This window comes from Priestia sp. SB1 (genome assembly GCF_038898415.1).
In genome coordinates this window covers 354,192-379,358 of the sequence record NZ_JBBJSS010000005.1, presented here as the reverse complement: position 1 = coordinate 379,358, position 25,167 = coordinate 354,192, and the positions used below count along the sequence as shown (strand labels likewise).

Annotated in this window: 50 protein-coding genes; 49 read left to right on the top strand and 1 reads right to left on the bottom strand. The window is 31.7% G+C overall.

The window, feature by feature from the left end; translation table 11 throughout:
- The first annotated feature begins 42 nt into the window (after positions 1-42).
- The 15 genes from WKH56_RS20645 to WKH56_RS20575 all read left to right on the top strand — a co-directional run bounded on the left by WKH56_RS20645 (position 43) and on the right by WKH56_RS20575 (position 8,193).
- Positions 43-1,638: a DUF4942 domain-containing protein gene (locus WKH56_RS20645; RefSeq protein WP_342836517.1), complete on the top strand. Its 1,596-nt coding sequence runs from the start codon at positions 43-45 to the stop codon at positions 1,636-1,638.
- Positions 1,639-2,216: 578 nt separating this feature from the next.
- Entirely contained in the window at positions 2,217-2,516 is a 300-nt protein-coding gene (locus WKH56_RS20640; protein WP_342836515.1) for a hypothetical protein, read from the top strand.
- A 13-nt stretch (positions 2,517-2,529) separates the two neighbouring features.
- Entirely contained in the window at positions 2,530-2,676 is a 147-nt protein-coding gene (locus WKH56_RS20635; protein WP_342836513.1) for a hypothetical protein, read from the top strand.
- 77 nt (positions 2,677-2,753) lie between these two features.
- On the top strand, positions 2,754-3,563 hold the full coding sequence (locus tag WKH56_RS20630; RefSeq protein ID WP_342836511.1) for a hypothetical protein: 810 nt from the start codon (positions 2,754-2,756) through the stop codon (positions 3,561-3,563).
- A gap of 108 nt (positions 3,564-3,671) precedes the next feature.
- The gene (locus tag WKH56_RS20625) at positions 3,672-3,950 is read left to right on the top strand and encodes a hypothetical protein (protein ID WP_342836508.1); all 279 of its coding nucleotides are present in this window, start codon (positions 3,672-3,674) and stop codon (positions 3,948-3,950) included.
- Complete coding sequence (locus tag WKH56_RS20620; protein ID WP_342836506.1) at positions 3,943-4,092, top strand: hypothetical protein; 150 nt, start codon at positions 3,943-3,945, stop codon at positions 4,090-4,092. Before WKH56_RS20625 ends, WKH56_RS20620 begins: the two co-directional genes overlap by 8 nt.
- Before the next feature lie 51 nt (positions 4,093-4,143).
- The gene (locus tag WKH56_RS20615; protein WP_342836504.1) at positions 4,144-4,791 is read left to right on the top strand and encodes an HNH endonuclease; all 648 of its coding nucleotides are present in this window, start codon (positions 4,144-4,146) and stop codon (positions 4,789-4,791) included.
- A 19-nt stretch (positions 4,792-4,810) separates the two neighbouring features.
- Complete coding sequence (locus WKH56_RS20610; RefSeq protein ID WP_342836502.1) at positions 4,811-5,080, top strand: hypothetical protein; 270 nt, start codon at positions 4,811-4,813, stop codon at positions 5,078-5,080.
- A 29-nt stretch (positions 5,081-5,109) separates the two neighbouring features.
- Positions 5,110-5,376, top strand: coding sequence for a hypothetical protein (locus WKH56_RS20605; protein WP_342836500.1), 267 nt, complete (start codon positions 5,110-5,112; stop codon positions 5,374-5,376).
- An 18-nt stretch (positions 5,377-5,394) separates the two neighbouring features.
- Entirely contained in the window at positions 5,395-5,763 is a 369-nt protein-coding gene (locus WKH56_RS20600; RefSeq protein WP_342836498.1) for a hypothetical protein, read from the top strand.
- A gap of 44 nt (positions 5,764-5,807) precedes the next feature.
- Positions 5,808-6,011: a hypothetical protein gene (locus WKH56_RS20595; RefSeq protein WP_342836496.1), complete on the top strand. Its 204-nt coding sequence runs from the start codon at positions 5,808-5,810 to the stop codon at positions 6,009-6,011.
- A 15-nt stretch (positions 6,012-6,026) separates the two neighbouring features.
- Positions 6,027-6,446 (top strand): hypothetical protein, encoded by a 420-nt coding sequence (locus WKH56_RS20590; protein WP_342836494.1) that lies wholly within the window; start codon positions 6,027-6,029, stop codon positions 6,444-6,446.
- A gap of 47 nt (positions 6,447-6,493) precedes the next feature.
- Positions 6,494-6,706, top strand: coding sequence for a hypothetical protein (locus tag WKH56_RS20585; protein ID WP_342836492.1), 213 nt, complete (start codon positions 6,494-6,496; stop codon positions 6,704-6,706).
- A 29-nt stretch (positions 6,707-6,735) separates the two neighbouring features.
- Positions 6,736-6,936 carry a hypothetical protein gene (locus WKH56_RS20580; protein WP_342836490.1) on the top strand — a complete coding sequence of 67 codons (201 nt, stop codon included), beginning with the start codon at positions 6,736-6,738 and terminating at the stop codon, positions 6,934-6,936.
- A 489-nt stretch (positions 6,937-7,425) separates the two neighbouring features.
- Positions 7,426-8,193 (top strand): hypothetical protein, encoded by a 768-nt coding sequence (locus WKH56_RS20575; RefSeq protein WP_342836488.1) that lies wholly within the window; start codon positions 7,426-7,428, stop codon positions 8,191-8,193.
- A gap of 27 nt (positions 8,194-8,220) precedes the next feature.
- Here WKH56_RS20575 and WKH56_RS35160 read toward each other — a convergent pair whose 3' ends face one another.
- On the bottom strand, positions 8,221-8,394 hold the full coding sequence (locus WKH56_RS35160) for a DUF8096 family protein (RefSeq protein ID WP_481861967.1): 174 nt from the start codon (positions 8,392-8,394) through the stop codon (positions 8,221-8,223).
- 150 nt (positions 8,395-8,544) lie between these two features.
- Between WKH56_RS35160 and WKH56_RS20570 the strand changes: the two genes are divergently transcribed.
- The 34 genes from WKH56_RS20570 (at position 8,545) to WKH56_RS20405 (ending at position 25,165) form a co-directional block, all read left to right on the top strand.
- A complete protein-coding gene (locus WKH56_RS20570) occupies positions 8,545-8,832 on the top strand; it encodes a hypothetical protein (protein ID WP_342836486.1) in 288 nt (95 codons plus the stop codon).
- Positions 8,833-8,907: 75 nt separating this feature from the next.
- Positions 8,908-9,072: a hypothetical protein gene (locus WKH56_RS20565; RefSeq protein ID WP_310877103.1), complete on the top strand. Its 165-nt coding sequence runs from the start codon at positions 8,908-8,910 to the stop codon at positions 9,070-9,072.
- A gap of 270 nt (positions 9,073-9,342) precedes the next feature.
- Positions 9,343-10,365 carry an excalibur calcium-binding domain-containing protein gene (locus tag WKH56_RS20560; RefSeq protein WP_342836483.1) on the top strand — a complete coding sequence of 341 codons (1,023 nt, stop codon included), beginning with the start codon at positions 9,343-9,345 and terminating at the stop codon, positions 10,363-10,365.
- 160 nt (positions 10,366-10,525) lie between these two features.
- On the top strand, positions 10,526-11,608 hold the full coding sequence (locus WKH56_RS20555; RefSeq protein ID WP_342836481.1) for a hypothetical protein: 1,083 nt from the start codon (positions 10,526-10,528) through the stop codon (positions 11,606-11,608).
- A gap of 12 nt (positions 11,609-11,620) precedes the next feature.
- Entirely contained in the window at positions 11,621-11,818 is a 198-nt protein-coding gene (locus WKH56_RS20550; RefSeq protein WP_342836479.1) for a hypothetical protein, read from the top strand.
- Between the two features lie 170 nt (positions 11,819-11,988).
- Positions 11,989-12,183, top strand: a complete 195-nt coding sequence (locus WKH56_RS20545) for a hypothetical protein (RefSeq protein WP_342836477.1) — start codon at positions 11,989-11,991, stop codon at positions 12,181-12,183.
- A gap of 43 nt (positions 12,184-12,226) precedes the next feature.
- Positions 12,227-12,916, top strand: coding sequence for a hypothetical protein (locus tag WKH56_RS20540; RefSeq protein ID WP_342836475.1), 690 nt, complete (start codon positions 12,227-12,229; stop codon positions 12,914-12,916).
- Positions 12,917-13,569: 653 nt separating this feature from the next.
- Positions 13,570-13,725: a hypothetical protein gene (locus WKH56_RS20535; RefSeq protein ID WP_310877100.1), complete on the top strand. Its 156-nt coding sequence runs from the start codon at positions 13,570-13,572 to the stop codon at positions 13,723-13,725.
- A 229-nt stretch (positions 13,726-13,954) separates the two neighbouring features.
- The gene (locus WKH56_RS20530) at positions 13,955-14,329 is read left to right on the top strand and encodes a hypothetical protein (RefSeq protein ID WP_342836472.1); all 375 of its coding nucleotides are present in this window, start codon (positions 13,955-13,957) and stop codon (positions 14,327-14,329) included.
- An 83-nt stretch (positions 14,330-14,412) separates the two neighbouring features.
- Positions 14,413-15,219 (top strand): glycoside hydrolase family 16 protein, encoded by an 807-nt coding sequence (locus WKH56_RS20525; RefSeq protein ID WP_342836470.1) that lies wholly within the window; start codon positions 14,413-14,415, stop codon positions 15,217-15,219.
- On the top strand, positions 15,216-16,604 hold the full coding sequence (locus tag WKH56_RS20520; RefSeq protein ID WP_342836469.1) for a glycosyltransferase family 2 protein: 1,389 nt from the start codon (positions 15,216-15,218) through the stop codon (positions 16,602-16,604). Before WKH56_RS20525 ends, WKH56_RS20520 begins: the two co-directional genes overlap by 4 nt.
- 123 nt (positions 16,605-16,727) lie before the next feature.
- Positions 16,728-17,099 (top strand): hypothetical protein, encoded by a 372-nt coding sequence (locus WKH56_RS20515; protein WP_342836468.1) that lies wholly within the window; start codon positions 16,728-16,730, stop codon positions 17,097-17,099.
- A 39-nt stretch (positions 17,100-17,138) separates the two neighbouring features.
- The gene (locus tag WKH56_RS20510; RefSeq protein ID WP_342836467.1) at positions 17,139-17,411 is read left to right on the top strand and encodes a hypothetical protein; all 273 of its coding nucleotides are present in this window, start codon (positions 17,139-17,141) and stop codon (positions 17,409-17,411) included.
- A gap of 47 nt (positions 17,412-17,458) precedes the next feature.
- Entirely contained in the window at positions 17,459-17,644 is a 186-nt protein-coding gene (locus WKH56_RS20505; protein WP_342836466.1) for a hypothetical protein, read from the top strand.
- 14 nt (positions 17,645-17,658) lie between these two features.
- Positions 17,659-17,949 carry a hypothetical protein gene (locus WKH56_RS20500; RefSeq protein ID WP_342836465.1) on the top strand — a complete coding sequence of 97 codons (291 nt, stop codon included), beginning with the start codon at positions 17,659-17,661 and terminating at the stop codon, positions 17,947-17,949.
- Between the two features lie 49 nt (positions 17,950-17,998).
- Positions 17,999-18,523: an ImmA/IrrE family metallo-endopeptidase gene (locus WKH56_RS20495; protein WP_342836464.1), complete on the top strand. Its 525-nt coding sequence runs from the start codon at positions 17,999-18,001 to the stop codon at positions 18,521-18,523.
- Positions 18,524-18,566: 43 nt separating this feature from the next.
- Positions 18,567-18,902 carry a hypothetical protein gene (locus WKH56_RS20490; protein ID WP_342836463.1) on the top strand — a complete coding sequence of 112 codons (336 nt, stop codon included), beginning with the start codon at positions 18,567-18,569 and terminating at the stop codon, positions 18,900-18,902.
- Positions 18,903-18,914: 12 nt separating this feature from the next.
- Positions 18,915-19,139 (top strand): hypothetical protein, encoded by a 225-nt coding sequence (locus WKH56_RS20485; RefSeq protein WP_342836462.1) that lies wholly within the window; start codon positions 18,915-18,917, stop codon positions 19,137-19,139.
- A 146-nt stretch (positions 19,140-19,285) separates the two neighbouring features.
- The gene (locus WKH56_RS20480; protein ID WP_342836461.1) at positions 19,286-19,651 is read left to right on the top strand and encodes a hypothetical protein; all 366 of its coding nucleotides are present in this window, start codon (positions 19,286-19,288) and stop codon (positions 19,649-19,651) included.
- Between the two features lie 147 nt (positions 19,652-19,798).
- On the top strand, positions 19,799-20,002 hold the full coding sequence (locus WKH56_RS20475) for a hypothetical protein (protein ID WP_342836460.1): 204 nt from the start codon (positions 19,799-19,801) through the stop codon (positions 20,000-20,002).
- 2 nt (positions 20,003-20,004) lie between these two features.
- Positions 20,005-20,265 (top strand): hypothetical protein, encoded by a 261-nt coding sequence (locus WKH56_RS20470; protein ID WP_342836458.1) that lies wholly within the window; start codon positions 20,005-20,007, stop codon positions 20,263-20,265.
- Between the two features lie 47 nt (positions 20,266-20,312).
- Positions 20,313-20,486, top strand: a complete 174-nt coding sequence (locus tag WKH56_RS20465) for a hypothetical protein (RefSeq protein WP_342836457.1) — start codon at positions 20,313-20,315, stop codon at positions 20,484-20,486.
- A gap of 38 nt (positions 20,487-20,524) precedes the next feature.
- On the top strand, positions 20,525-20,785 hold the full coding sequence (locus WKH56_RS20460) for a helix-turn-helix domain-containing protein (RefSeq protein WP_342836456.1): 261 nt from the start codon (positions 20,525-20,527) through the stop codon (positions 20,783-20,785).
- Positions 20,786-20,804: 19 nt separating this feature from the next.
- Positions 20,805-21,023 (top strand): hypothetical protein, encoded by a 219-nt coding sequence (locus tag WKH56_RS20455; RefSeq protein ID WP_342836455.1) that lies wholly within the window; start codon positions 20,805-20,807, stop codon positions 21,021-21,023.
- Positions 21,013-21,174 carry a hypothetical protein gene (locus WKH56_RS20450; RefSeq protein ID WP_342836454.1) on the top strand — a complete coding sequence of 54 codons (162 nt, stop codon included), beginning with the start codon at positions 21,013-21,015 and terminating at the stop codon, positions 21,172-21,174. Before WKH56_RS20455 ends, WKH56_RS20450 begins: the two co-directional genes overlap by 11 nt.
- A complete protein-coding gene (locus WKH56_RS20445) occupies positions 21,174-21,356 on the top strand; it encodes a hypothetical protein (RefSeq protein ID WP_342836453.1) in 183 nt (60 codons plus the stop codon). The genes WKH56_RS20450 and WKH56_RS20445 overlap by 1 nt, the downstream gene beginning before the upstream one ends.
- A gap of 48 nt (positions 21,357-21,404) precedes the next feature.
- The gene (locus tag WKH56_RS20440; RefSeq protein ID WP_342836452.1) at positions 21,405-21,620 is read left to right on the top strand and encodes a hypothetical protein; all 216 of its coding nucleotides are present in this window, start codon (positions 21,405-21,407) and stop codon (positions 21,618-21,620) included.
- A 70-nt stretch (positions 21,621-21,690) separates the two neighbouring features.
- Positions 21,691-22,212 carry a hypothetical protein gene (locus WKH56_RS20435; RefSeq protein ID WP_342836451.1) on the top strand — a complete coding sequence of 174 codons (522 nt, stop codon included), beginning with the start codon at positions 21,691-21,693 and terminating at the stop codon, positions 22,210-22,212.
- Between the two features lie 27 nt (positions 22,213-22,239).
- On the top strand, positions 22,240-22,962 hold the full coding sequence (locus WKH56_RS20430) for a hypothetical protein (RefSeq protein ID WP_342836450.1): 723 nt from the start codon (positions 22,240-22,242) through the stop codon (positions 22,960-22,962).
- 74 nt (positions 22,963-23,036) lie between these two features.
- A complete protein-coding gene (locus tag WKH56_RS20425; RefSeq protein WP_342836448.1) occupies positions 23,037-23,219 on the top strand; it encodes a hypothetical protein in 183 nt (60 codons plus the stop codon).
- A complete protein-coding gene (locus WKH56_RS20420; protein ID WP_342836446.1) occupies positions 23,216-23,608 on the top strand; it encodes a type II toxin-antitoxin system death-on-curing family toxin in 393 nt (130 codons plus the stop codon). The genes WKH56_RS20425 and WKH56_RS20420 overlap by 4 nt, the downstream gene beginning before the upstream one ends.
- Before the next feature lie 100 nt (positions 23,609-23,708).
- Positions 23,709-24,065 carry a hypothetical protein gene (locus tag WKH56_RS20415; RefSeq protein ID WP_342836444.1) on the top strand — a complete coding sequence of 119 codons (357 nt, stop codon included), beginning with the start codon at positions 23,709-23,711 and terminating at the stop codon, positions 24,063-24,065.
- A gap of 15 nt (positions 24,066-24,080) precedes the next feature.
- Positions 24,081-24,725: an RDD family protein gene (locus WKH56_RS20410; protein WP_342836442.1), complete on the top strand. Its 645-nt coding sequence runs from the start codon at positions 24,081-24,083 to the stop codon at positions 24,723-24,725.
- Positions 24,726-24,742: 17 nt separating this feature from the next.
- Positions 24,743-25,165: a hypothetical protein gene (locus WKH56_RS20405; protein ID WP_342836441.1), complete on the top strand. Its 423-nt coding sequence runs from the start codon at positions 24,743-24,745 to the stop codon at positions 25,163-25,165.
- Positions 25,166-25,167: the final 2 nt, after the last annotated feature.

The window sequence follows — 25,167 nt, the reverse complement described above, 5'->3', positions numbered from 1 at the left end:
TCTGCTTAATAAAAAACCTGAACACTCAAGGAGGTTTCACACATGTTCAATAATAATCCTGATTTCTATCCTACACCTTCTACGTTAATTCATAAAATGTTAAGTAAAGTAGATTTTAGAAAAATACAATCAGTTTTAGAGCCGAGCGCAGGGGCTGGAGATTTAGTTGAAGGAATTATGAAGAAATTTGATTTAACTAAAAATTATCACAGAACTAATAAACATGATATTGATACTATTGAATTAGATGAAAATCTTTCTCATATATTAAAAGGTAAAAACTATAGAGTTGTACATGATAACTTTTTATCTTACGAAACTTTCAAAAAGTATGATGCTATAATTGCTAATTTTCCCTTTTCAGAAGGCGACAAACATTTATTAAAAGCTATTAAGATGCAAAGTAATGGAGGTAAAATAGTTGCGCTGATCAATAGCGAAACTTTGAAAAATCCATATACAAATACACGAAAAGAGTTAGTAAGACAATTAGAAAATTATAATGCTGAAGTAGAATTTATTGACAATGCTTTTTCCAATGCACAAAGAAAAACAGATGTGTCAACTGCATTAGTGTATATTGACATTCCTAAAACTTCATATAGTAGTGTAATTTTAGATGAGTTAAAGAAAGATGAAATGCATAAAGAAAGCTCTAATTTTGAAAGTACTAGTCTGATTGATTCAGATTTCATAAAAGGAATTGTTGAACAATACAACCATGAAGTTAAAGCAGGATTAAAATTGATAAATGAATACAATAGCCTTAAACCGCTAATGTTAAGAGGTTTCGAAGATAACAGCAGCCCTGTATTAAAATTATCTCTAGAGTATGAAGATCAAGAGGGAAGCAGCCTTGAAAATGCTTATATTAAGCAAATACGCTCAAAATATTGGTCTGCATTATTTAGCAATGAGCAATTTATGGGACTATTTACAAGCAATTTAAAGCAGAAATACATGGAACATGTAAACGAGTTAAAAGACTTTGATTTCTCTTTGTATAATATCTACACTCTAAGAATTGAAATCAGTAAAGAAATGGTTCAAGGCGTAGAAGATACAATTTTAAATTTATTTGAGGAGTTCAGCCACAAACACTATTATGATGAGTCTTCAAAGAATGTACATCTTTTTAACGGATGGAAGACGAATAAATCATATAAAATTAATAAAAAAGTTATCATTCCTTTGAATGGATACAATGAGTTTTGGGGAAAATATGAGCCGACAAGCTGGAAAGTATTAGATAAATTAAAGGATATTGAGAAAGTTTTCAATTATTTAGATAGTGGATTAACTGAAGACATTAATTTGACAGATGAGTTAAAAATGGCAGAGCATTATCAAGAAACTAAGAAAATAGAATTAAAATACTTCTATGTAACATTTTATAAAAAAGGTACTTGTCATATTGAATTCAAAGACATGGAGCTATTACATAAGTTTAATTTATTCGGATCGCAGAAGAAAAATTGGTTGCCTCCATCATACGGAAAAACTAGTTATAAAAATATGTCAGCAGAAGAAAAAGAAATTATTGATCAATTTGAAGGTGAACAGTCGTATAGTAAAGTAATGCAAAATAAAGCATACTATCTTGTAAATACTGATGAGTTGTTGAAATTAACCTCTTAAACCTATCAAATAGAAGCGTTTATACTTTTGAATACTAAACCATTAAGGAGAGTATGAACGCTTCATATAAAGGAAATGGAGCAGCTTAATTTACGAGTTCTTTTTGTAACTAGTATGAGCTGTAAAGAATATGATATATAAACAATGAGAGTTATAAAAGATGATAAATTTTAAAATTGTTTTTCGGATAATAGATAACTAGAAATCAAAACAGGTTTCTCATTTTCTGTGTGGGGTAACAGAACGGGTATGATAGACCGAGACTTTTTTGAAAATTATTTTTTTGGGGGGAAAATTTTTTAGAAAATTAAAACACATTTGCTATTTTTCGTCCGAGGTAACAGCGAGGGTATAGCGAACCAAAGAATTTTAAAATTAAATGAAAAAAGTTTTAGACTGGAAATCAAAACACATTTACGAATTTCTGCACGGGGTAACAGAAGGTACAAATAGAGCTGGACTTTTTTGAAACTTAAATAAAAAATTATAAAAAGTAAAAATCATTTTAAGATTATCATTTTTGATGTGGGGTAACAGAGTGCTAAAGTCGAGCTGGATAATTTAAGGAGGAACGAAAAATGAAAGTTGGAGAACGTGTTACTTATGTTAATGTAAAAGGCAAGTCTGAGTTGGAAGGTAAAATTGTCCTCATGAAAAATGAAACTGCTACAGTACATTTTGACACAATTAATTATGTTGATCCAACTACGATTTATCCTGAAATGAAATATAATTCTGTTCAAGATGTACATATTAGAGATTTATCACCTAGAGAAATAAAGTTAAGTAAAGAAGACTATTTAGACATCATGAGATTAGCTGTAGATATTAATTGTGAGTCATTGTTTAATGAGTATAAAAATAAATTAAATAATTAAAGGGAGAGCTATCATGAAGGTGTATGTATTTGTAAGAATAGCAGATTCATGTAGAATTGAAACGTATATTCTTTCTGATCAAGACGAGAAATGGGAAGATGTTTGGGAAGACTTAGTGACCAATGGGAGTTATAAGTTATCAAATGTAAGAGAATTTTAAAGTCTGTATACAACATGTATTATACACAGAAATTGTGTTAATAAAATAAATAAATTAAAGTTGAGGGAGAGGATGAAATGAAGAAACAAGATCAAGATGAGAAAAATAAGAAACAGGATCAAATAGAAGCAGAAGTAAATGATTCTAACGAAATGGTTTTAATTGAAAGTAAGACAATGCGTGATCAACATGTTTTTCGTGAGGATGTCTTAACAAAGATTAAAGCAATTCCAGAGATGTCTAACACAATGGACGTAACAATTCAAATGGCTGCCAACTATTATGAAGTTCCACTTGAAACTGTTCGGTCAATGGTTAAGCGTCATCGTGATGAATTTAATGACTATGAAGAAATCAGAATGTTGAAAGGCAAGGCACTCAAGGAGTTTAAAGCTCTAGTGCAGAATGCACCAGACATCAAAACAGCTCCTTCACTGCAACTTTTAAACCGCAGAGGACTACTACGACTAGGAATGTTATTGGCGGATTCAGAAGTTGCAAAGTCAGTACGTAGTTACTTATTAAATGTAGAGGAAGTTTCAGATAAGGAACAAAAACTATGGGCTGTTGAGCGTGAAATTTCTAAGCGTGAACGACGACAGTTGACAGATGCAATTAAGGACTTTTACCAAGGACTTCTCAAAAAGGGTTTTGAGTATTCCACATTTACAAATTTAGTTTACAAAACTATTTTTGATATGAGTGCAAAGCAAATGAAAGAATTATATGAACTTGAGAAAAATGATTTGTTACGTGATTATTTGACCACAGAAGATTTACGTAAAGTTGTAAAAGCAGAGAAAACAATTTCAGTTTTGATTCTTCTTGGAAAAGACTATCAAGATATTAAAGCAGAGATGTTGAACAACAAAGAGAAATTTCAGTGATTGAATATGAGCCTAGATTTGGGTCTAGGCTTTGTATAAAGTCGTCATTTTATTGAAATGCAGAGGATTAGAAACGTTGATATAATGGAATTCTTAGGAGGTGCGAAAATGAGTGGAAATAGAGAATACGGAGTAATAAAAAGAATGAGACAAAGATTAAACGAAAGACAGCCGACTGTCCTTAAAACAGTGTATAATGGAAAACTGATAGTATATAATGTACCTTTCACACAACGTAAGGATGGGGAGTTAGGAGTTGATGGAGAATCTGAATATCTAACAGGAAACGTTATGTACAATATGGCAGGAATCTTTGAATATATGATTGAAAATGATTTAAATGAATATAAGTATGTAAACTACAAAAGGGGAGATATTAATGAATAATCTAAAAGAGCCTATCTTTAAGAATATTAATGGAGAATTGGTTAGTGTTAACTGGAAGACACTTAATGAAAGTGGGATATTGTCTAAAGAGGAATTGAGTATCTTTCATTTGCTATTAGATAAAATTAGTGATAATCAATAAATCTCTATAGAATCCTGAATACACGGAAATAACAAAGGAGGATGTTAATACTTGAAAGAATGTTCACGATGTAATGAAATTAAGCCATTAGAAGATTTTTATCAACAAAAGAAACAAAGTAAAAAGAGAGGAAATTGGATTTATTATCATCCTGAATGCAAAGAGTGTAATAAAAAAGCAGCTAAAAAGTGGTACCAAGAGCATCCTGAAATAAAAAGACAATATAATAGAAATTGGAATAAGAAACCTGATGCCAAAATTAAAATGAGAGAAAATAGTGAGAGAAGACGAAAGGAAGGACTGCATCAAGAGTGGATAAAAAATAATCCTGACAAAATGAAAAAATATGCAGAGCAGCATAGGCATCATGAGACAACTGAGGAAGAATGGGAAGATTGTAAAAACTATTTTAATTATAGATGTGCTTATTGTAGTTTACCAATTGAGGAACACTGGGTTCAATTAAACAAGAAAATTATAAATGGAGACTTTCATAAGGAGCATGTTCATCATGATGGAGAAAATGATTTAAGTAATTGTGTTCCAGCCTGCAAAACTTGCAATGTGAAGAAGTATAATTTTAGGTTTGAAGAATGGTACAATAAAGAAAATGAAATATTTTCAGAAGAAAACTTAGAGAAGATTCATAATTGGTTGAATGGAGATCATAAACTATACATAAACATTAAAGTCAATTAATAAATAAGGAGGAGAGTAGATGAAAAATAGAGCTGAGATTATGGATAACTACTATAAAAATGTAACTAAAGAACAGCTAATCAAAGATATTGAGAAGGCAGGGATGACAGTGAAAGAAAAGGATGAATTTGAAGAAGTTCGAGAAATGATTAATGAATGTATGTATGATGGTAGAATGGATATATTAGCCGACATTGCTAGAAATCTTCTCAGCCAACTTCAATCAAAAAAGCCTGAATACACTCTCGAAGAATTAACATCCAAAATTAATGAAAATATCCGTATTTAAAAAAGTAGATTAAATAAGGAGGAGTTAAAATGAAATACTATATTGCTTATTACACACATCATGGAGATGATTGGCGTACAAATTATCATGATGTTTTCAAAAGTGAAAAAGAAGCTAATGACTTTGAAAAAGAACATCGTGAAGAAATGGAAAATGTCAGTGGTGTAGAATATATAGAATTTACTATCAAAGAAGTCAACGAAAGTCAATTAAGAGGAACATTAACTGTAAGAGAATATTGTGAGTTGTTTCCAGAAGTAAAGAAGTTAATAGATCAATATCATGAAAATAATTAATTGGAGGAGGAAATTAAAATGAACAAAAAGTGGATCGGTCATGAAACTGAAACAAGCGGTAGTTACTATAGTACAAAGTTTGAAGAGTTGCAAATAAAATCATGTGGATGGAGTAAGGGTAGTAAGCTTTATAGATTTAAAAGTCGATTTGGTCAAGGATACAACATTACAGATGAAAAAGCTGTTGAAACTATTGAATCTCTTCTTTCTAAGGAGGAGACGAAAGAATTGTGTGAGTATTTATATCAATTAGTTATTGATAATTTCGGCATGGTTGACTTTCTTATTAATGTTGGGCATAAGATTGCAAAAGAACGTGATGAAGGCTATAGAAAAGGTAAACAACAGAAACAGAGAGAAATTAAAGCTGTATTGGGATTAAGATAAAAACTTGATTTTATTAAAATATAAAATAACTGGAGGAATTAAAAATGGCAATGACAAAAGGTCAGTTAAATGAACTAAATAAGAAGCTAATCGAGGAACATGAGCGTAAAATTAATCATTTTCAAACATTTGTTGAAATAATGGAGTTAGAAAACAACGCTATGAATAGGGCTGTAGTGCTAGAATTAGGAAGTACAGTATTTAACTTAGAAATGGAAGTTGCAAAATTGAAAGCAGAAGTTTATTGAGGAGGAGAAGTGACTATGGAATATTTCAAAAGTGAGCGATTAATAAACACATATGGTGAAGATGCTTGTAGAAATGCTTGGGATAACGCAGTTAGGGTAGGATTAAGACAGAAGATTTGGTCTAAAATGTGGAAAGAAATTGACAGAGTAGAAGGAGACAGTTATTTAAAGTCTGTTGAATTCATTACTCTTAAGGACACTGAGTATGCGAGTAAAGGAGAAAAAGTAAGATATACTTCACCAGCACCAAGTTGTTTTCATATTGGTAGAGGGGTACATAAGTCTACAACGGAAATGGCAGACCTAATTGAATTAGGAGAAATTTATCCTAAGTTATTAATTAGTTCTTATAAAGACTGTGAAAATACACTTGAGCTATTTAAAATGAATGAAACAGATGTCAGTCTTTTAGATGGATATATAAAAGGAAATTAATTAAATAATTGGAATAAAAACCTTATTTTATTAAAAGGAGTGGTTACATGAAGTTTGTGTTAGCTGGAGAAGGTGTAACAGGTGCTGACTATTGGTTGTGGGATTATAGTGATGACCCTAAAGGAAAGTTAATAATGTGCATTTCAATTCTCCATCATAGTGAAAGATGGTATTTTGTTAGTCAAAATCGAAACTTAATGAATATGGATCACATGAAAGCCTTATACGAATTTTTAGGGGAAGTTTTAATAAAAAGCTGATTTTACAGATTTAAAGGAGGATGGAGTTTATGAGTTTCTTACAAAGAAAACCACCTAAGTTAAGTAGGGAGGCGACAGATAAGTTTTTAAGAGAGTCTGTGATAAAAGACCTGATCAGAACTTTTGGTAAGATTCAAGAATGCGAGTGCTGTGGTTTTGTGTTATCTAAAGTAAATCCCAAGAAAACACAAGAGTGCTGCGGAAAACCAATGAAGATTGGAGATCACTAAAAGTCATATAATTAATAAATAATACATATAATCAAAGGAGGTGAGTTAGATTAAACTTTTTAGCATAGTGATATCAATAATACTCATTATGATGATTGTTTTTAATCTATATTTATTACAGAGAATCACAATTCAGGAAGGAGCCATCGATGAGGCGTATTATAAGATTCAGATGCTTAAACTGAAAATTGATAAGACTCCAATATCTTAACGTATAGGAGGGATAATATGAAGTATGTAAAGTATTTACTCTCATTCGCTTTATTATTCTCTATACTAATGTACCTTGACTTATATAATGAAACAGTCTTAATAAAAGAAGATTCGATAACAACAGAACATCGTATATCAACTTTAGAATCTAAACTAAAAGATATTCCAATTACATTAAATAAAGAACCTAGATAAATTTAATAAAACTGTATACAAATATTGGATTTAATTTTATCATTAAGATAGTCGCTTGAATTAACGAGGGGAGAGAAAGATATGAAAAAATTATTAATGGCTTTAGTAATGGGGAGCTTATTCACTTTAGCAGCTTGTGGAGGAGACGAAGTAAGTAAAGAAGACACGAAACAAGATGTTCAGGAGAATGAAAGTAACTCAGCGATTAAAAAGACAGATGAGAATATGGGAACGGATGAACAAGAAGAGATTGCAAACAACGAAGATGCAGAAGGAACTGCTGATGGAATATCGGCAAAAGATCGCAAAGACGGTTGGTATTATAAAGACGGTTTTGGAGTAGTAAGAGACTATGGGTTTGGATACAACGATGAAGTAGGAATTGACGGTTCTGACGCACCTTTAAAACCTGTTCAATTTGGCTCAGTTAATTTATACATTGAAAATATGAAAGTAGCAGATATTAGACCGAATGAAGATATGAAGTCTATGTTTAATGACCAAGATGAGATACGAGCAATAGTTGTCACAATGAAAGCAGAAAACACTTCTGACCAAGATGTTTCATTCTATCCTGATCAATCAGTGTTAGTTACAGATTCAGGTGAACAAGTCGATGCTGAAACATTCATGTCTGGAGAAGTAGGCGGAGACTTTTTAGGTAAAGTTAAGAAAGAAGGTCAAGTGTGGTATTTACTAAAAGATAACACACAAGACATTAAAAACGTAAAGTTGGTATTTGATGCACCATATGCGACAGAAAGTATGGATGATTTAGGATCAGAGAAACGTTTAGACTTTGAAATATTGAATCCTGAAGATGCTAAGAAACGAGATGGAATTGAATAGTATATAGAGCTAAGAGCACCTGTTAATTCAGATGCTCTTTTTCATTCCACATTTCATACAAGTACGTATAAACTTTCTATTTGCCACGTAGCTTTTGAACTTTACACTATCACAGTTATCGCAGCGACCAGCCTTCTTATCAGGTAAATCTTTGTAATCGTATATTTTGTTTAAGTCGTACTCAATCTTTTCTTCATTCATGATGCCACCTCATTTCTTTGTCATTAAAAATAATATCATACAAAATAAAAATAAAATACACATAAAATAACATGAGTTATAATTTATTTGTTTTTAATTATCAGTTTATGTTATAATATCCTTGTAAATACAAATTAAGGGGATGATCGTGTGAAAGGTCAATTTATTAGAGAAACTGAATATTGCGGAGTCATGAAACAGGGTACATTAGATAAAGGGACTCATATTAGCAAGATCGAACGTATTTACGTCAAGAAGAAGCAGGAAGAAGAAATTCGATTCTGTTACTATAAGCCAACTGAAAATGGTGGAGAAAGATTCATTACACGTCCTCTTGATTTAAATGAAGAAGAAATGTTTGAATTATTATCTACTGCAATTGACAATGATGTGTTTAGTGATGAGTTTAAAAAGAAGTTAAAAGATAAGCTATCATAAATTCAATAAATCTACAGTTTTATAGCGAATTAGTTAGTGTATAATATAGGTAAAAGAGTAAAGTAGGTGATCTGCTTGAACGAAAAAGATAAGTATGAACGCTTCCTTGATCAAATTCCAGAAGAAGATGAAGTGATAACAGAAGAAGAACACAAGGCAATTGAAAGAGGTAGAAAACAAATAGAGAATGGTGAATACGTGACACTTGAGGAATTACGCAAAAAGATATTTGATGCTTGACAGCCCATTCTATAGTTGATAATATGTAATTATAAAAACAGAAGGTTAACTCCTTCTCATTTTGTTAAGAAGAGTCTCTTAGTCCGTCAAAAAACTTGGGAGACTTTTCGAGAAAACACCCTAAAGTTCGCCGACCGAAGGGTGTTTTTCTTTTGCCTGAAATAAAAACTAACAAATTATAAAAAGTTATTGCCTTAAGACAAACTTTGGTATATAATCAAGTTGTTAAATAAAGTGGTAATAATAGCCACTAAAAAGAGGAGAATGAAAATGAAAAAGATGTTAGTTGTTATGATCGCTTGTGGAATGTTGGCTGCATGTTCTGACACCACAGAAAATTCTACCAGTAAAGAAGATGTTAAGCAAGAAGAAAGTAAGCCTCAAAAAGAAAGCAAACCTAAAGAAACAACAGCTAAAACAGCCAAAGAAACTCCTACAGTAGATGAGAAACAATTCAATATGTATGCAGGAAGCTTAACAGGCGGTACATTTATCACTACTACTGAATTAAAAGATGAAAATAAAGCGATTGTTAAATACGCTGATTCATTCGCAGACTATAAAAAAGAGAATCCTAACAGCAAAGTAACAGAAGATAGTTATAAAAATTATTTTGGAACTGGAGAAGCTATTCAAAAGATCATGGTTGGTGAACCAGCTAGACTTCTTAAACAGTTTGAAGGCTTAGAGTCAGTTTCATTAACATTGCCATTTGAAGGTAAAGTTTATACTACTGATGTCACACGAGAAGAGTTGAATAAATATTTAGGATTCAAAATTGAAAGTTTAGGCGAAGATTCTGCAAAATGGAGAAGTAAATTCTCTGACGAATATATCTACAACGAAGGTAAGCGTCAAGAAATGTATAATGAGTTTGTCAAAGAAGGAACTGCTAGTGTAGATAAAGCAGAAGAAACAGCTAAAAAAGAAGAAGATCAAAAGAAAGCTGAAGAACAGAAACAAGCAGAATTAAAGAAACAGGAAGAAGCAAAGAAATTAGCAGAACAGAAGCAAAAAGAACAAGAAGCGGTACAAGCAAAACAACAAGCTGAAGCAGAACAAGCAAAGAAAGACGCTGAGGAAAAGGCTCTAGCAGAAGCACAGGCTAAGAAAGAGGCTGAAGAGAAAGCGCAACAAGAGGCACAGGCTCAACAACAGCAACAATCACAAAGCGTCTCATACGGTAACTGTACAGAAGCCAGAGAAGCAGGTGCAGCACCGATTTATAAAGGTCAACCAGGATATGCATCACATTTGGATCGTGATGGCGATGGGATTGGCTGTGACAAGTAATACTGCAAACGACTCTAGGGGATTATTCCTCTAGAGTTATACATAATGTTTAGTAATCCAACAATAGGGAATTTAACCAATACATATAGACAGAATATTTGAATAGGAATATAATGAAAATTAAACAATAAAGAACGAGATATAAGAGAGGGGTATAGTTGTGGCTGATGTTGCGTTGAAATTGATTAAAGGTGACAAGGAAGTTAGGGACAAATTCATCAATAGGACTGAAGTATTAGATAAAGTTAAAGAATTAACTGTCTTACCTATAGGGAACTATGTTGATTCTAAACAAGTGTGCGAGTATTTTGAGATTACTCAGATGACCCTGAGAAGTGTTATGAAGAAAGGTAAAGAAGAATTTGAGGCAGATGGAGTTATTATACTAAGAGGTAGCGAATTAGGTAAATATAAGAGTGATTTATATGCTAAACACAATATATTTTTGACAGCTAGAGCAAGTCTGACTATGTATACTAAAAGAGCCGTATTAAGAATGGCGATGATGCTGGACAGATCACCTGTTGCTAAAGAAGTTCAGAACTATTTGTTACAAATTGAGGAGATTTCAACAGAAAAACAGAAAGAGAGTGCTATTAAGGCTCATACTAATTGGACTGAGGAATTAGATAATAATATTATTGAAAGTGTAAGAAACAAGTTAGACAACGGAGTAAAAATAACATATGCACTTAAAGAAATTTCTGAAGAAATGGAAATACCTCATCCAAGATTATATAGCCGATGGCACACAGGGAATACAAAGTTGAGTCCTTTAAAGTTAAAATTGAAGGAGATTAATAAGAAAGAAACAATTGTTAATAACAGTAAGAACAATATAGAACAAATGATTGAGGAAAATAACAATAAGTTAATTCAGAAATTTGAAACTTTATTAAATAAACAGCAAGAAATTATAGTTGGTAGTTTGGCTAAAGTGTGGCGTAAGCTTGAAGAAACGAAAGAACAGCAAGAAATTATCATAGATGATATCAATATGATTAAGTTTGATTTTGCAAAAATGACTCAATCTGTAGATAAAAATGTTAATGAGGATATCCAACGTTTAGAAAAGCGTTCAAAATTATTGTCTAATAAGCTTAAGAATGCAGAAGATGAGAAGGATCGATTACTTAAATTTATCGGAAAGCAAAGCGCAATGGCTGAAGCTTTAATAAATAATGAAGATAGTATGGGTGTTAAATATAAAACAGATAGCAAAGGAAATGTTAACTTACTTTAAGGAGAGATATTTATGGAAAATGTAACTGTATGGAAAATTAAAAAAGACGATGGAACAATTATTCATAATCATATTGAGGATGATTGGGTGGACGGAGAGAAACCTAGACCGATTAAGGAATCATATGGCAATCACAAAGCATGGAAAGAGTTTAACTGGATTAAATACTACGCTGAATTAAAAGATGGGAAAATAAAATATGCAGATTAAGCTACCTTATGGTGGCTTTTTATTTATTAATAAAATAATTATAAAAAATGTTGACGATACAAATAAAAGATGATAAGATATATTTACAGGGGATAAGTCTGTTCAAAATCTCTGAGTTGATGAAAGGAGTATAAATATAGTAAATAAATTAATAAAAGGGAGAGTTTAAAATGAATCCGAGTAAAATTGAGTTCTTTTATTGTTATGATGAGGATATGAATTTGTATTTGAAGAGGAAAGGCTTTCGCTATGTGACCAAAGCAAAACATCCGATAACAGATAGAATTTTTTATCAATACATCTTAATTAACGATCTTCAGGTTGCCATAGATAAATGGAACCTAGCAAAAGAACTGCTTAAATAGGATTTAAATGTTAACCAAACAAAACCGATAGGGAGGAAATTTTTTGTCTAACGTTAACCAATTAGAAAGTGTAGCTACCCAATCAGCCGTTCAAAATGAAAAGAAGATGATTAAAGTGCAAATTCCTGATGAAATTATACGGAATGTAGAATGTAAATTAACTGCATGTGATTTTGCTATTTACTCGATATTAAAATACCACAACTTTAGACAATATGGAGAGTGTGAATTTAAATCTCTAGATCACCAGAAACTAAAACATAAATTATACATAAGTGATAATCGAACATTTAAGAAGTCACTGTCTAGTTTACATAAGCAAGGATTTATAATTAATGAAATTAGAAGACTCCCAACTAAAGGAGGCATAGATATAATATTTAATCCTGTACCGATTGAATCAAAGAAATTCACTCAATTACCAGCTACAATATTCAATAAGATTGAGCATATAGGCTGGACAGGATTTAGATTACTTTATTATTATGAGTCATACATAAATAGAACTGAAGAACCTTCTAAACATTATTGCTTTGCAGGACAGGAAACTATCTCAAAACATTTAGGGATTGATACCGACACAATTAAGAAATACAATGACATATTAGTGAAACATAAGCTGCTTAAAATTGTTAAACATAAATTAGAATGTACATATGAATATGATGATTTGGATAATCTAATTTACACTAAATATAACAACCACTACTTTGTAAGACTAGAAAATTTTTAAATACATACGTATAATATAGATAAGCAAAAACGCTAAACTGATCTTTGGTTTAGCGTTTTTTAAATACTGATTATTATATTGATTCTTATATGATTATTAATTATTATGTATTTCTATATACGTCCGTCTGAGTACTGCACTAAATAGTCTTCTACTTACATAAAACTCTTTTTATACTTACATATTTTCTCTAGAATATTACATCGATACGGACTGGAGTGAGAGTGCATTGTATAAGGGTTTGTTGAGCAAGGTAAAAGTTTAAATAAAAATTAAAAAATTATAAATAAATACTTGATATTAATTTTGATCCGTGTTAATATAATATTAACAAATAAAGTATTTGAAGAAATTATTTAACAAAGGGGATACTACAATGAAAGCAGCTAAATATGAAGTTATCTATTATGAAAATGATCTAGGAATTATGACACCGATGTTAATTAAAAAAACAACTGTATGAAATTGTGATTTTATTCTAAATCTAAGGGGAGATTTAAGATGGGAGAAAGCAATTTTTTAAAAGGGTTAATATGGGCAGCAGCTTTATCAATTCCAATTTGGACTGTAATGACAGTATCGGCAATAGGTTGGTATAGATTATTAACTTAAAGTTAATGAATTATAAATAATTTATAAAGGGGATATGTTAAATGTACTTAGTAGAATGGATTGATGAAAACGGTAAAGAAAAGTCAATAGTCGCAGACGCATGGATCACAGAGATAGCAATAGTAGAAGACCTAAAAGAAAAAGGATATGAACCAACATCGAAAACGTTTGATGAAGTGTTAGCTGAGAGAGTCTAATTCGAAAAAGGGGATGAATAAGATGAGTCAGGTATCAAGTCAAGAATGGATGGATATTATCATAGTTTCAGCAAGAACATTGGGGATTATATTGCCAATAGTAGCAATATCAACTATTCTAGTATTAAAATATAATTTATTCAAATAGGAAAATAATCTTATACATAATAAAAATAACAGTAGATAATGTAGCAACTGTATGCTAAAATTTTACAAGGAGTGAAGATAAATGCCTAGATGGAAGTATAAGGTGGAGCTTAAAAGATATCTTCTTGATAATTTAGATGATGTAGAAGTTAAAATTATTGCTCAGAAACTCCTTCCTCAACTAAGAATAATCATCGTAAAGGAAAGCACATTGAAAAATCACAATCCAAGAAAAGCAGTCAACTATCAGTTAATTAGTGATTTAGAAGATATTGTTTCAAATTTAGAATGGATCATTGAAGGTATTGATAAAAAGGAAAGCACCGAAGACTGTAGCTTTAATACTTGGGCAGAGGCATTAGAAAGTGAGTTGAATATGCTTGGTAAATTAGGAAGTAAAGTGACAAAGTATGAGCAAGTTTTTAGTGACAATGAACATTTCTTACGAGTCATCTAACAGAATTGAACACTTAAGGAAGTGAACGTGTGAAGAAGTTACACATCGTCCTCATATGTTTAGTGGTAGGTTATATATTAGTCATGATACCACTACTTAAAGAGGACGAAAAACCAAACAATAAAGAAGATAAAGTAGTTAGTTTAAATAGTGAGGAGAAGAAAGAGAAGCCTACTCCAGCGATTTACAAGGCAGAGAAGATAACTACTGAAACAGGAACATGGAATAAAGTATGGGAAGATTCCTTTGATACACCTAATCTTGATAAGTTTAAATGGAATGCTGTAAATGATGGAAAAAATTACAATGGTGAGATTCAGTATTATAGAAGTGAAAATATTTCTACATCAAACAGCACATTAAACTTAACTGCAAAAGAAGAGAATTATAAAGATTATTCTTATACATCGGGAAAGATTGACACGTTAGGAAAGTTTGATTTTAAGTATGGGAGAGTAGAAATAAGAGCAAAGTATCCAACGGGCAAGGGGTTATTTCCTGCGATATGGATGTTGCCTTCTGATCAACAGAGCAGCTTACCTGAAATTGATATGTTCGAAGTGAATGGTGGAGAACCGAACAATATTTATGCTGTATATCACTTTGAAGGTGATAATGGTAAGACTAAAACAGATCATACTACTTATTCATTAAGTAATAACGATGAGTATCATGACTATGCTATTGAATGGGAAAAGGGAGAAATTAGATATTACGTTGATAATAAATTAACGTTTACAGCAAATAGAGGTATATCAGATGAATCAATGTATCTAATAATTAACTTAGCCGTAGGAGGAAATTGGATTGGTAAACCGTCAGATGGTACGCTGCCAACGTCATTTGATATCGACTACGTAAAAGTATTTAAAAAGATACCGAGGGGATGAATATAATGCATACATTTTTTATAGTAGTGTTTATACTGTGTATAGTTTTTCCGTTATTCCACATTATCAATGCTTTGCTTTTAGTGAGTAAGAAACCTTTTTACATGCATGACAATAAGACAAAAGAACAGGGTATTAGTATCTTAGTTCCTTGCTACAATGAAGAGAGTATACTTCAAACATGTATCAGTGGCATGAGAAATCTGAAATATAAAAATCATGAGATAATCTTCATCAATGATGGATCAAGTGACGAGACTATGAGAATGCTATTAGACTTATTAAAACTTTCACCACTTGATAAGAATAGTGTCCCGTATAGTGAGTTACCTTACATGCCAGTGAAAGGATTCTATCAATCTACAATTTACTCTAATGTAAAAGTTATAGATAAAGTTAATGGAGGAAAAGCAGACGCATTAAACGCTGGTATAGCTTGCTCATCTAATGAATTAATTATAACGTTAGATGCAGATAGTGTGCTAGATGAATCATCGCTCTCAATTATCAATAAAGCTTTTACTGATGAATCTGTGATATCTGCTGGTGGGAATGTGCATATTCTCCAAGGCACAGAGTTTGAAAATAGAAAGTTAGTTCCTGCATTAAGAAAAAGTAAACAAATTGTTCGCTTTCAGATTTTAGAATATCTAAAAGGGTTTTACGTATTAAAGGCTTCATTAGCTAGAGCAAACGCACTGTCGATTATTTCAGGAGCATTTGGAGTATTTAGAAAAGAAGTATTAATGGAAGTAGGAGGATATAGACGTACAATAGGAGAAGACATTGACATTACATTAAAAGTGCAAAAGTATGCTATGAAACACAAAGGCAAAAAGATACTATTCATTCCAGAGGCAATTTGTTATACAGAAGCTCCTGAATCATGGAGAGACTTATATAAGCAGCGTATTAGATGGCAAAAAGCTTTTATTGATTGTTTTATTATCTACTTCAAGACATTTATGAAGACAATGTTCACTAATAAAGTTTCATTCTTCTTCATCTTTGACTCATTCTTAACAGGTGTATTAGCTTCATACCTCACAGGATTCTTTGTTATAGCAACTATCGTACTCTTCTCAGGTTTAACAGCTAAAATATTTTTAATCTACACAGTAACGTCAGTGTTCGCAAACCTGTTCTATGCAATTGCAGCTTTATCGGTATCATCTGATTACGGTCATTCATATGGGAAGAAAGACTTCTTTGCTTTAACAGTAACAATCATTCTTGATTTACTTGTTTACAGATTCATTAACTTATTGACAGCAATGATTGGATCATTAGCTTACTTTGTGAATAAACATAGTTGGAATAAAGTATCTAGAACAGGGCGTAAATATACCGTAGAAAGCAAGGAAATAGTACAAAAAGCAAATTAAAGTTAAAAAATTAAAAATAATTTATAAAAACTGTTATCTTTATGGACTGAATGTAGTATAATAAGTTCATAGAGGTAATGGTAATAAAAAACTAAATTTAAAAAGAAAAGGGAGAGAATAACTATGACAGTTCAAATTGAAGAAAAATACGCTAAAGCAATTGAAATATTAAAAGGGAAGATGGACAACGAAGCGATCATCAAGGAGTTTATGGATAATGAACATAATGTTGTGTTTGAAGATTTAAATGTTAGCCCTTTACGATATATCGATTTAGATACGTTGATTAAAGCACTGTACATTGGATATAAAATTAAACCTAAACCAGAAGAGGTCGTAAGAAGTCACTTTGAATTTGCATTAGATAGAATGAATTCCGATGATTATGAAGCTAATTTAGAAGGTAGAGCTGCCGTAGAAGCCATTAGAACTGTTACAGATGCTTATGATATTCAAATTAAAGGTGTTACAGATGTAAAAATTGAAAAACTGTAAGAAATAATCAATTTATACAGAAATAAGAGGTGGTTAAATATGATGGACATATATTTTGAAAAAGGAAAGTTTCACGCTGATGATGAAGTTATTGGAGTATTAAGAAGCAGAGACGAGGAACATGACTTTCACTTTGGCTTGAATGATGAAGTCTATGATGGAGATTACATAGTATGGGGTGATTCTCATATTAACCATATTTTCGAACTTGGTGAACTAGTGCAGTTACTTGAGCCGTACAATATAAAGATTGTGATTATTAAAGACCCAAGATTTGACTTCAGAGCTGCTATATACTTAAAGAAAAGCTAATTTTCGGTATAAGAACTGATTTATACAGAAAAAGGGGATTGTTCAGCATGAGAGGAAGTATTTCAACTGATGAGTTAATTGAACGCTTAGAAGGTGGAGAAGTATACAAATTGTATACAGTAAAGCCTGTACCTTGGAAAGATCATATTGAGTATAGAATAATCTTTATGGATGACGGAGTAGAATGTAAAATAACTGAAAAGTTATACGATTATATAAGTGATGTATTTTAAAAGGAGTAGTAACAATGATATCTTATCTGATTAACAGTTTAATAAATATTATATTCCTTCCAATTTTTATAGGTATGATGATAGGATTACCATTCTATAGAATATTTAAAGCAAAGGATAAGAAGAAAGAAACTATATGGTGGCTGAAAAGTGCTTCGGTGTTAATTGTATTCTTCATTGCTCCTATAGCTTTAACACTCTTTTTTACAATTGAAGGCGATGGTAAAGGTATCATAGCTGGACTTGGACTTTGCGTATTGTTGGCAAAGGTTGGACTTGGATTAATTGATGTTATGGAAAACTGAGCGAAATTAGAGTTTTATTGAAATATAATTTAAAGGAGGAGATATAAAAATGAAACCCATCTTAACAGTACATGGTGTGAAAGTTTATGGAATCTTAGATAGAAAACTATACAAAGATATGAAGGAAGTTGAAAAAGTAACTTCTAAAGAAGAATGGAGAGGAATACGAGGTATATACTGTGCTCATAACTTGGATATCATCAATCACAATCCAATGGGTGTTTACTTTGCTAAATATGAAGCTAGTAAAAAGGAAGAAGAGTTTTGTCTTGAAATTATAATTAACAAACGAACCACTTTGATAAGAAAATTACCGATTATAGTAATCGATACGAATATATGCAGAACTAAAGAGTATTTGCAGTTTACTTTGTTACATGAATTAGGACACCATGTTGACGAGACGCAAAATCCATACCCATTAGAAGCTGGTAGTATAGAATGTGAAATGATGGCGAACAGATTCTCTGTGAGTAGATGTGGGTTTTTAAATGTTAACTTTGACACATTACTACACATCCCACTGGTAAAAGAAGCGATAGAAGAGATGGGATACGATTTGGATTACAGGTGAATTCAGTTTAAAAACTTTAATTTTAGCGAGAAAGGAGTGCAATATGAATCCAAGTAAAAGATTTTCAGCAAGAGACACATTAAAAACCTATAGGTACTTACAAAAGTTTATATTTAAAGATTACTATGGTCGTAAGAATTTATATTTACTATTAGATGAAGATGACGCTGGAACATACGCTATCTTCATTCCTGTTACTGATTCTGATGTTGTAAAGTTAGAGGATGAAGAATTTACAATTAAGCAATTATTAGAAACTAAGAAATATATTTTCTATGAGCTAGAAGGATACAATAATGATATTGATCGAATGAAACCAAGCGAACTGCATGATGACTACTTAAAAAATCTAGATGTGTTTCTTATTAATTTCTATTAAGGAGTGATTAGTTTGAGCTATGTTGGATTCTACTTTGTATGTGCTCTTGTAACGTATTTGGGATACCTCTATAAATACAATGTTTCAAACGCATACAAAGGATTGGCATTCAGAGATAAAGATTGGTTAATGATCCTTGTGCCAGTGCTGAATTATTTTGGAGTATTAGGGGCAATCATAACAGTTGTGGCTGATTTGGCTGGTAAAATTTCGGATTTCTTCGATGACAGGAGATGAACATATGGAATATAGAATCGTCTACAGAGACTTAGATTTAAACCAAACTGTAGATATTATGTGTGATGATGAGACTTATTGTAGGCTGAGAAAGCAGCATAATGATGGTGAGATTGTGATTACATATGATGAAAGGAAGGAAGATTATGTTCATTAGTATCATTGTTTCTGCGGCACTGGCAGCAATAGCTGTTACAACTCCATCTGGTATAAGACTAGAGATGGATAAAAAGAAGTGGAGAGATGAACATGACGAATGGAGAAGAATCGTAGAGAAATCACATCAGGAGTATTGGAAAGGGCATGAGGAAGCTATAGAAACTTTTAAACAAGAGCAAAAAGTTTTACATGAGAGACTAATCAATTACAATGAAAGAGAAATGTATGAATATTGGTCTAAAGAATATGACCGTAGTTGTCACTACAATAAAGTTTTATTCACTAAAATAATGAAGGAGAAAGGATGGACTGGAGAATATCTTCTTAGGAGATCGATGGAGAAATTTAGATAAGAGAAGTCATTTATTCAAAAATCTTTTATGAATAGAATTCTTTAATTTCATCCATAATAAATTTAATTAAAATAAAACGGATTGACATTGCTATATCCTCACTGTATAATTAAAAATAGGAAGAACAATAAGAAAGGATAGTTTATAATGAAGATAAACGAAATCATCCTAGAAAAAATTGAAGATCAGGGTCGTAGAAAAACATGGGTTGCTGATAGGACTGGAATTAATTATAAGTCACTTATCACCAAGCTTAGAACAGATTGTTTTACAGCATACGACTTGATAAAAGTAGCAAAAATTCTTCACATAGATTTAAATGAATTGAAGGATAATTACAGGGAGGAATAGCAATGGAAGAAATGTTAAAACAAATTTTAACTAAATTAAATGGATTGAAGCAAGGACAAAAAGAAATGAAGGAAGATTTTAAAAATCTATCAGATAAAGTTGATAATATTGAGAAAGCGGTGAATCGTATCGAAGTTAGTCAAAATGAGGATGTAATCGCAATTTTAAAACGTGTCGATCAAGATATTGAAGATAAAACTCAAGCACTGAATAAACGTGTTTACAAATTAGAAACTGAATATGAACGACTGAGCAGAAATTAATTTTGCTCAAGTATTAAAAACAAATAAATTAAAAAGGGTGATTATAATTGAAGAAAGAACAAGTGATTAATGGAGTAAGCATTGAAGAGTCTATTTACGAATTAGACACTTATACTGTCACAGATAAATATGGTAGCAATGTAAGTTTAACCACTGAAGAAATCAAAGCACTGTATCATAAAGTAGAATTAATGAATCTAAGCAAACGAAAGACTGTATAAGATAAGCTTTTTATCTAGAAATAGGAGGAAGAACAGTGATGAAGAATTTCGATGATATTAGAAAAGAATTAAAAGAGAATGATAATGCGACCTACATCGCTCTGGAAATTGTAGGAAAGATCATGGCTACTCGGGATAGAAAAGAAATGTCTCAGCGTGAGCTATCAAGAATTTCTGGTGTACCTCAAAAGACAATTTCAAGAATTGAAAATGGAATTGATATTCCTAGATTAGACACAATGGTAAAGTTAACAGAAGTTTTAGGACTTAAAATTGAGTTGAATGTAAGTGGAGAATAATACATGAGGAGGGTGAAACATGGAAGCAATTAGAGTTAAAGCTTATTCAATGTGGAATACATCGATTAGTACATTATTTGGAAAAAGCCCTAAAGTGAAAATGATGTGTGGGAACTGTGAGTATGTATTTTCAAAAAGATTTGAGCCAATTCACTTTTATAAAGGTTATCCAAAAACATTATGCCCATCTTGTAGTAGACTTAATTATGTTCCTATTGTAGTGAACAATGAAGAATAAATTGGAGATTGGAGATAAAATAAGAAGAAAAGGCGATGGGAAGCTTTTCACCTACATAGGCAGAGATGATTCAGGTGACGAGAATTATGGTCATGTTGAAGAAATGTTAGTACCTGTTTACTTGCCTGACTTTGAAAAGGAGGAACAGTAATGGATATGTCAGGAATAGCATTTATGTTAGGTATACCTTTGGGACTTATAGCTGTCACTCCCTTTATGATAATTGTTTATATATTGTTTCAAAAAGATGCTGAAAAAAGAAGGGAGCAGCATAAAAAAGAGATTCGACAGCTTTTCGAGGAAGATAAAAGGTTGAGAGGTAGATGGAAGTAAGTTTCTACGAAACAAGGATTTTATTTAAATATTAGGGAGGAATAAATTATGAGAGACTTATATGAAGTTGTGAGTCAGATGAACATATACACTCAAGAAGGTGTAAAGATTATTGAGGAGGCATATGAAATTATAAGCAGATTAGATCAAGGTTTGTCTAAGGAAGACATAACAATTATGACTAATTTCGCTGATGAGTTTCCTCATGAATTTCAAGCATTAATGAGAGAAAAAGAACGTCATATGTACGGAATCAGAATTTAAAACAGCATGAACACTTCTTACAGTTTCTTCTAATATATGATAAAATTAAAATAAAAAGGAGTTTTTGAGAATGTCTATTACAACTTATATGGGTAAATTAGGGATTGATAGAAAATGCTATCCACTCTTAACAGTTACGCCTAAAGGAGAATATCCTACAAAAAGCTATGGGGAAAAGATGAATCAGTTTGCAAAAGAAGTGTTATTTGAGCATGACTATTATATTGGTTTATTTAATCCAGATAGAAAAGAAATCCTCCAAGACGTATTCTTTCGAGAGTATACAATTCCTCTAATTGGACGTAGTGATGAAGATGACTTCCACTCAGCTTCAAAAACAAAAATTGAAAGTTATTTTGTAGTTAAAAAATTCTATGAAACTGTACCACATTCAGAACTTAGCGAAGAGCAAGCAATTGAACAAGGTAAGCAAGATGCTAAAGAGTTTATCAAGCGATACCCTTCTGACAAATATGATATTGGCATTACGTTAGCAACAAGAGGAGAAGAAGGAGCAGAGCATCTTGGTGATCTTCTTTTTGATGAGTCTAACCAAGAATACAAGCTTTATTTCTTCCATTGCAGAAACTAATTAAGTAAATATAAAGGAGAGAATACTGTGAAAAAGTTGTTAATTGGTACTGTTTTGTTATCTGTTGGTTTAACTATGGGAGCTTGTGAGAAAGACAATAAAGATGATGATTCTTTAAATAGACATAGTAAGACTGAAGTATCTGAAAAGAAGTCAGAAGATAAAGAATTAGATAAAAAGTCTGAAGCTCAACAAACACAGAAGGAACAAAAAGAACTTCGTGCTCATGCTGAAAAGGTAGCAGCAGAACAAAAGGATAAAGAATTGGCTGAACAGAAAGCAAAGGAAGAAGCAGAAGCTAAACGACAAGAGGAACTAGCTGAACAACAAATACAACAAAAGATTGCCGAACAACAACGTATAGCAGCTCAACAAGAAAAAGAAAACAATGATGAAGAATTATCTCATGCAGATAAAAATGATAATGGCGAAGCAGTTAGTCAAGAAACAATTGATAATTATGAAGCTAATCAAGCTGAAACATGGGCTGAAGAAGCTGAGATTGAGGAACAATTGAATAAGGAAGAGGAAGAAAGATTAGCTAAGGAACAAGCGGAGCAAGAGGCATATGAGGCTGAAATTATTGCTGAACAAGATGCTAAGTTTTCTGATGAAGCTAAGGCACAAGTTCAAAAGGAAATTGATGAGGAAGGGTATAGTCGAACATCTAGATATTGTGATCAAGTTATGAGAGCAGTTGAAGAAGGAACGCTATCTCCTGAAATGGATGGAGGATGTTTGAAGCAATAGTTAATTCAATGGAATAGTGATTTTACTCAAACAATTGAAATAGGGTATACTATTTAAAAAGAGGAGTGGTAATAATGGCAATGTTAAGAGAGGAATTAGATGGAATTTTAAACAAACTACCTGAAGAGAAATTAAAATTGGTTGAAGAATATGCAAGAAAGTTAATTAAAGAAACTGAAAAGAAAAACTTTGAAGATGCTTTCAATTTCGGAATCGCTAATTACGATGGTGCATTTAAAAGGTTAGTTGACAAATGATTAAATACCTTACAATTGAGCAAGTAATTGAGATAAATAAACGAATGATACTAATGTACAATGATAACGAACAAATGGGTGTTAAAAACAGAGCGTTACTTGAATCGGCAGTTTATAAGCCTCAACAAACGTTACTTGAGGAAGATGCCTATAAAACTGTTTTTGACAAAGCAGCAGTCTTGCTTCATGCAATAGCAAAGAATCATGCTTTTTATAATGCAAACAAACGAACTGCCTTAATGTCAATGATTACATTTCTATATATAAATGGCTTAAAGTTTACAATGAGCGATTCTGTAGTAGATGATTTTGTAGTTAGGATAGTTAAGGATGAGTTTACGTTGGAAACAATCGCAGAATTCATTGATAAGCATACATGGACTGTATAAATTGATGTTTTTATCCAGAAAATATAATTTAGCTATTAAACTATTACTGCATTAATGTTATTATAGATAATACAGGAAAAAGTGGAAAGGGAAGAGAGAAATGGTTAATAACATTAATGTTAGAAATTTATTGATACTTGTAGTATTTGTAACGACATCTTTTATGTACGCTTTATCTGCTAACCATGTTGAAAAAATTAAAATGGAAAACCCCAACATATTTGCAGAGCGTATCAAAGCTTCTACAGTTACATTTGAATGTCCTAACGGTTTAACAGTCGATCAAGAATGTGATGAAAAGGTTTCTTTTTCTTCTAAATTTCAATCAATTATAAAACAAAGAGAGTCATTGATTGGAGTATGGAACGACATTAGTACAGTTTGTTTTTATCTAAGCGTCATTATAGCTATAGTTTTAGCATACTCATTATGGAGTGGAAGAAAAGTTAATAAATAAAAAGGAGTTGTTAAAATGTACTGTGGTCAATGTGGAGAGAAGAGTAGTGAAGGAGCTAAGTTCTGTGGAAAGTGTGGAGCTTCTTTGCAAAGTAATAATGTAAATTTAGAAAAGGAAAATGTAGAGCAAGAAGAGAGAGCGCATAGAAATATAGAGCCTAAAGAAAAGCCTCAGCAAACTAGAAGAAGTGCATCAAAGCCAACTTATCGATATGCAGGTTTTTGGTTAAGAGCAGGAGCTATGGGGATTGACATTGGAATAGTTTTCGCCTTTAGTTTTACAGTAGGATTCTTATTTTATCCTATTCAAGCAGCAATGTATGAACCATTAATAGCAGATGTTTTTCAAAATCTAATTATAATTGTAGCAGTGTTCTTATATTTCTCATTGTTAGAAAGCTCAAAATGGCAAGCAACTGTAGGTAAGAAAGCTGTGGGACTTAAAGTAACAGATATGAATGGAAGAAGAATTTCATTTGGTAGAGCGACAGGAAGATACTTTTCAAAGATCATCTCTGGATTAATCTTTTACATCGGCTACATCATGGCAAGTTTTACTGATAAAAAACAAGGATTACACGATATTATTACAAATTGTTTAGTTTTAAAAGAGCAAAAACAAGAAGCTGAATACAGACCGTCAAACGAACAGTCATTCTAATGTAGGAGAGTGAAGATATGACGAGAGACTTAGGATACATCATTGAATTAAATGAAGCGGAAAGAATCAAAGATCACATGGCGCTCACACTCAATATATGGGGTCTTCCTACACAATTCATAACACAAAATCACTCAACATATGAAATTGAACACCCTAATCTAGACAAACAGTTCGGTGCTATTTATTTAGCTGGCAAAGACTTATCAACAATTAGAGCTAGAAATGCAGTTAAGTATGTTGAGATTAGATTCTTTGTTGCACAGCTCAAAAACTTAAATAGATATGAGGAATTTTCAAGACTCAAACAAATATACTCTTCTTTAATAACTGTAAAAGAGGACTCTATTTTAAAATTCCAGTTCTTTGAGTTAAACGAAAAATTAATTAATCAATTGCTCTATGATGTTCACAATGCATTATTTACATTCAAAAGCTAAAT